The sequence below is a fragment of the Microcystis sp. M144S2 genome (assembly GCF_020246065.1).
Taxonomy (GTDB): Bacteria; Cyanobacteriota; Cyanobacteriia; order Cyanobacteriales; family Microcystaceae; genus Microcystis; species Microcystis ichthyoblabe_A.
Map to the genome: position 1 here is coordinate 1 of NZ_JADBTR010000128.1, position 4,501 is coordinate 4,501.

The following is a 4,501-nucleotide window of genomic DNA, read 5'->3' on the forward strand; positions in this document are numbered from 1 at the left end:
AAACTATCAACAACTCATGCTTGTAAAGCTTGTACAATAGGGCTTTGAGTTTTTGTTAGATTGATATTTATCAACTTTAGAGCATTGCTGGACAGAGAGGGAGCTTGGGGAATTTTCTACAGTGTAAGTTCGGAAGAACCTGATTTTATTCTACCTGACGAACCTGTGGACAACAACTTGCAACCTCTCTTAGCAGCAGCTTTACGAGAATCCCTAGAATTAGCAGGACTAATTCTGGAATCGATGCTAATTGCTTCTAATTTTGGCTGGCTTATGTGCTACCGTTAAAACTCAAACTGTTGTCAAAGCACCTGATTGGGTTTATATTCCCTCAGTCAAACCGATTCCTAGCGGAAAAATTCGGCGCAGTTACACTCCCCATCTTGAAGGAGAAATTCCTACCATCGTCCTAGAGTTTATCTCGGAAACCGAAGGGGGTGAATATTCCATCAATCCTCACTATCCCTATGGAAAATGGTATTTTTATGAGCAAATCTTACAAGTACCTATCTATGGAATATTTCAGCCAAAAACCGGAGAATTAGATGTTTATTGTTTAGTGGCAGGAAAGTATGAGCAGCAGTTGTCAGATGAGAATAATCGTTACTGGATAAAAGAACTTAACTTGTTTATCGGTATCTGGCAAGGAACCAAAGCTGAATTTACTACTAATTGGTTGCGCTGGTGGGATAAGTCGGGAAATTTGCTATTATGGGGGAGTGAGTTAGTAGAGCAAGAAAGGCAACGGGCTGAACAGGAAAAGCAACGAGCCGAGCAAGAAAAGCAACGAGCCGAGCAGGAAAGGCAACGAGCCGAACAGGAAAAGCAACGAGCCGAGCGCTGGGCAGCACAATTGAGAGCGCTAGGGGTTGACATTGATGATAGTTTATGATAGAAAATAAGCTTATTCTTTACTGTCTTTTCCCTTACTTTTGTTAACTTCAATACTTCAAATTAAATTAGATAAATGAACAAAAATATGATCGATCAATGGCTTAAAGGAGTAGGGGCGTTCCTACTTATTCTTATTGATGTAGATTATCTTCTTACCACAAGATTTGGCAGATTGAAAGGAAATGAAAGGTATGAAGCAGTCTGGTATCTATTCATTTTAATTTCTATTATTTTCTTACCTACTATTTTGGGTAAAGTTTTGAACTATTTAAGTTCTATTTTATCAAAAATAATCAATAATTGGCAAGTCACAAATCAAAGTCGTAATCTTGAGTTTTTAATTTCGTGGGGACTTGGTCTTGTTTTCAACACGATAGCAATTCAAAAGCTCTTTACCCAAGGAACTGGTGGAAGTCTCAGGCTCTATATGAAACCTGAGATGTCATACAATTGGCGTGAACTGACAACCTATTTATCAAGCTTGAATTTTTTGGTGCTAATTCCAGTTGGATTAATTTTAACAGTTATTTTCTTTTTTCTCTTACATTTATTTTCTCTTCGTAAATTTTTGAGAACATTATTGATTGAGAATATAGTTTTTATCGGAGTTTTAGTGACGGTGACATCAGTTGCTTGGAGTCTGGTTTATACTGATAGATCGAACTACCATTTTAATGCATTTCTATTCCCATTAGCGGCCATTAATAGTGATTCCCCTTTTATTCCCCTTGTTGATGATGGATTTAAAAGTTTATATGGCGGATATTATCTTTGGCTTGGCCTACTATCACGATTAATGGGAAATAGTCTATTGTCTATTAAAATTGTTGTATGTAGTTTGATTGCTCTTCAGATTCTTCTTTACTATCTAATAGTTAAAGCTATTTACCAAAATCCGTTGATCAGAATTTGGGTATTTATTAGCTGCCTATTTTGGAGTTATTTGTATTTTAGGGTAGTGGCAGCAGATTTATACTTTCAATATTTTCCTTTAAGAACTTTATTTCCTTGTCTTTTGCTGGTAACTTTGTTGTATATATCTGAAAGAAAGTTTTTCGATAAAGCTAATTTTTTCCTTGGGTTTTTAACAATTAGCTTACGAGATTTGCTTCTAGATTTTATAGTGGCAATGGCTCTATTAAGTAATTTTGATTCTGGTATAGTTGTTTTGATTATGTACTTTTTTATTCACAGTTGGAATGAGTTTAAAATAGATGGTTTTAGCGCAAAAAACATGATTAAAAAATTAACAGGATTCAGTATCAATCTTATCATTATCATTTTCATAATTATTTTGGGCTTTAGAATTTTGTCTGGAGAATTTATGAACTTTTATAATTATATAGGTTTTACTCTTAAATTTGGCTCTGGCTTTCTAGGTTTACCTTTTCCAGATAATATATGGATGATATTTATGGTTGTTTACGGTTTTAACATCATACAATCTTTTCAGAGTCCTATTGAGGATAAAAACGCTAAGTATCGTTTTGTAATTGCCATCTGGGGAATAGTTAGCCTCTTTTATTTTGTCAATAGAAGTCATCCTGGTAATTTGTTAGCTGTATCACTTCCCTTCTTTCTTTCCTATGGTTGTTTGATTGATTATGTCTTTAGTTCTTATCGAAAAAAAATGTCCGAATCTGAACCAGAATTGATGCAGAATAAAATGGCATTTAGGGAATTTTTGCCAATCTTGTTGCCCAATTCGTTTGATTTATTAAGACTCTCCCTGGTCAGTGTATTAATCATGCCCTTTATTATTATGTCCCTAATCGCTTGTGTAAAATTTATCCCCGCAACGATATCCAATTTTCAACGCCCTAAAAGCTATTCACAAATGTCTGCTTTAGCCAGCTTGTCTGAGAGAGTGGCTACATTAGAAAAGCAATTAAACCGACCATCAATTCTCCTTTCAGATTCATTTGAATCCTATTATTATCTTCACAAAAACAGAAAAGTCTTGTTCTATCCCGAGACAACTTCTATTTTATCTGGGGATAATTCTTTTCAGCCCCGTTTTATTGACGCTCTCAATAAATTCAATCCAATTGTCACCCTATGTCCCATAAATGTACCTATCATAAAAGAAAATCTTCATGGCACTTTTTTACAATTACTCTATCAGAATAATTATCAACTTGTAGAGTCAGAGAGAAACATAGATGACCCTATCCTGAAAAATTGTAAGATTTACATAAAAGATTAGAATTGTAATAAAGTGAGAGAATCTTGACAAAATCATATAGCCTAAAACGAGCCGAGCGCTTGGCTGCACAATTGCGATCGCAATTGTATTGACATTGACAATAGTTTATGATAAGAAAGTGGCATCAGTTGTTCACCCCAACCAACCAATGGCTCAAGAAACCCTCCTAATTGCAGCTAACCCACTAGGGATCAAGCTACCACCGACCCAAGATGAGCTACCTTCTGATGATGGTATTCCCATGGAAACCCAGCGACACGGACTGCAAATGCAGTTATTAGTCAGACCGCTCTCCGGGTGGTTAAAAACCCAAGGACGGGAAGCGTTTGTCGGAGGCAATATGTTTGTTTACTTTAGCCCCAATCAAGTGCGTAACGAGGATTATCGCGGACCTGATGTATTTGTCGTTGTGGACGTGCCTCGAAAAGAAAGGAAAAGCTGGGTCGTCTGGGAAGAAGAAAAAGCTCCTGATGTGGTGATTGAGTTGCTCTCTGAGAGTACAGCCAAAAAAGATAAAGAAGAGAAAAAGCTTATCTATCAGAATCGTTTGCGGGTGACAGAATACTTTTGGTATGATCCCTTTGAGCCAGAAGATTTAGCGGGACATCGCTTAGAAGGGGGCGTTTATAAATCTTTAAACCCAGATGCTCAAGGCAGGTTCAGCAGCGAAATATTAGGGCTAGTGTTAGTGCGGTGGCAGGGAATTTATGGGGATGAACAAGAGCCGATTACTTGGCTACGTTGGGCAACAGCAGAGGGGCAATTGCTCCCCACCATAGAGGAGTTGGCCGAGCAGGAAAAGCAACGGGCTGAACAGGAAAAGCAACGGGCTGAACGCTTGGCAGCAAAATTAAGAGCGCTAGGAGTTGAAGTTGATGATAGTGTATGAACTAATTGCAGGCATTGTCCACCTAGATGTCTATTTGATAATTAATTTAATGCACCTACTTAGTCGTGGACAGTTTATGAGAGCTTATTAAATATTAGGAAGGACTGTTTACGACAATGACACCATCTGCTATTGATTTAACCCCAAAATCACCGCCAATCACCTGGGAAAAACTGCCCGATGATTTTATTCTACCTGACGAACCTGTGGACAACAACCTGCAACCCCTATTAGCAGCCGCTTTACGCGAATCCCTAGAATTAGCAGGACTAATTCTAGAATCGATGCTAATTGCTTCTAATTTTGGCTTATGTGCTACCGTTAAAACTCAAACTGTTGTCAAAGCACCTGATTGGGTTTATATTCCCTCGGTAAAACCGATTGCTAGTGGAGAAATTCGGCGCAGTTATACTCCCCATCTTGAAGGAGAAATTCCTACCATCGTCCTAGAGTTTATCTCGGAAACCGAAGGGGGTGAGTATTCCATCAATCCTCACTATCCCTATGGAAAA

General features: G+C 37.7%; 2 protein-coding genes and 2 pseudogenes. All 4 read left to right on the forward strand.

Annotation, left to right across the window (positions count from 1 at the left end; all coding sequences use genetic code 11):
• Positions 1-84 precede the first annotated feature (84 nt).
• Positions 85-892, forward strand: a pseudogene (locus IM462_RS15095) (Uma2 family endonuclease).
• An 87-nt stretch (positions 893-979) separates the two neighbouring features.
• Positions 980-3,100, forward strand: a complete 2,121-nt coding sequence (locus tag IM462_RS15100) for a hypothetical protein (protein WP_287701218.1) — start codon at positions 980-982, stop codon at positions 3,098-3,100.
• 148 nt (positions 3,101-3,248) lie between these two features.
• The gene (locus IM462_RS15105; protein ID WP_287170959.1) at positions 3,249-3,989 is read left to right on the forward strand and encodes a Uma2 family endonuclease; all 741 of its coding nucleotides are present in this window, start codon (positions 3,249-3,251) and stop codon (positions 3,987-3,989) included.
• A 116-nt stretch (positions 3,990-4,105) separates the two neighbouring features.
• Positions 4,106-4,501: pseudogene (locus tag IM462_RS15110) on the forward strand (hypothetical protein); the annotation flags it as partial.

Excerpts from the sequence above, each read along its gene's own strand:
- IM462_RS15100 (WP_287701218.1), top strand. The coding sequence starts at position 980 with ATGATCGATCAATGGCTTAAAGGAGTAGGGGCGTTCCTACTTATTCTT.
- IM462_RS15105 (WP_287170959.1), top strand. The coding sequence starts at position 3,249 with ATGGCTCAAGAAACCCTCCTAATTGCAGCTAACCCACTAGGGATCAAG.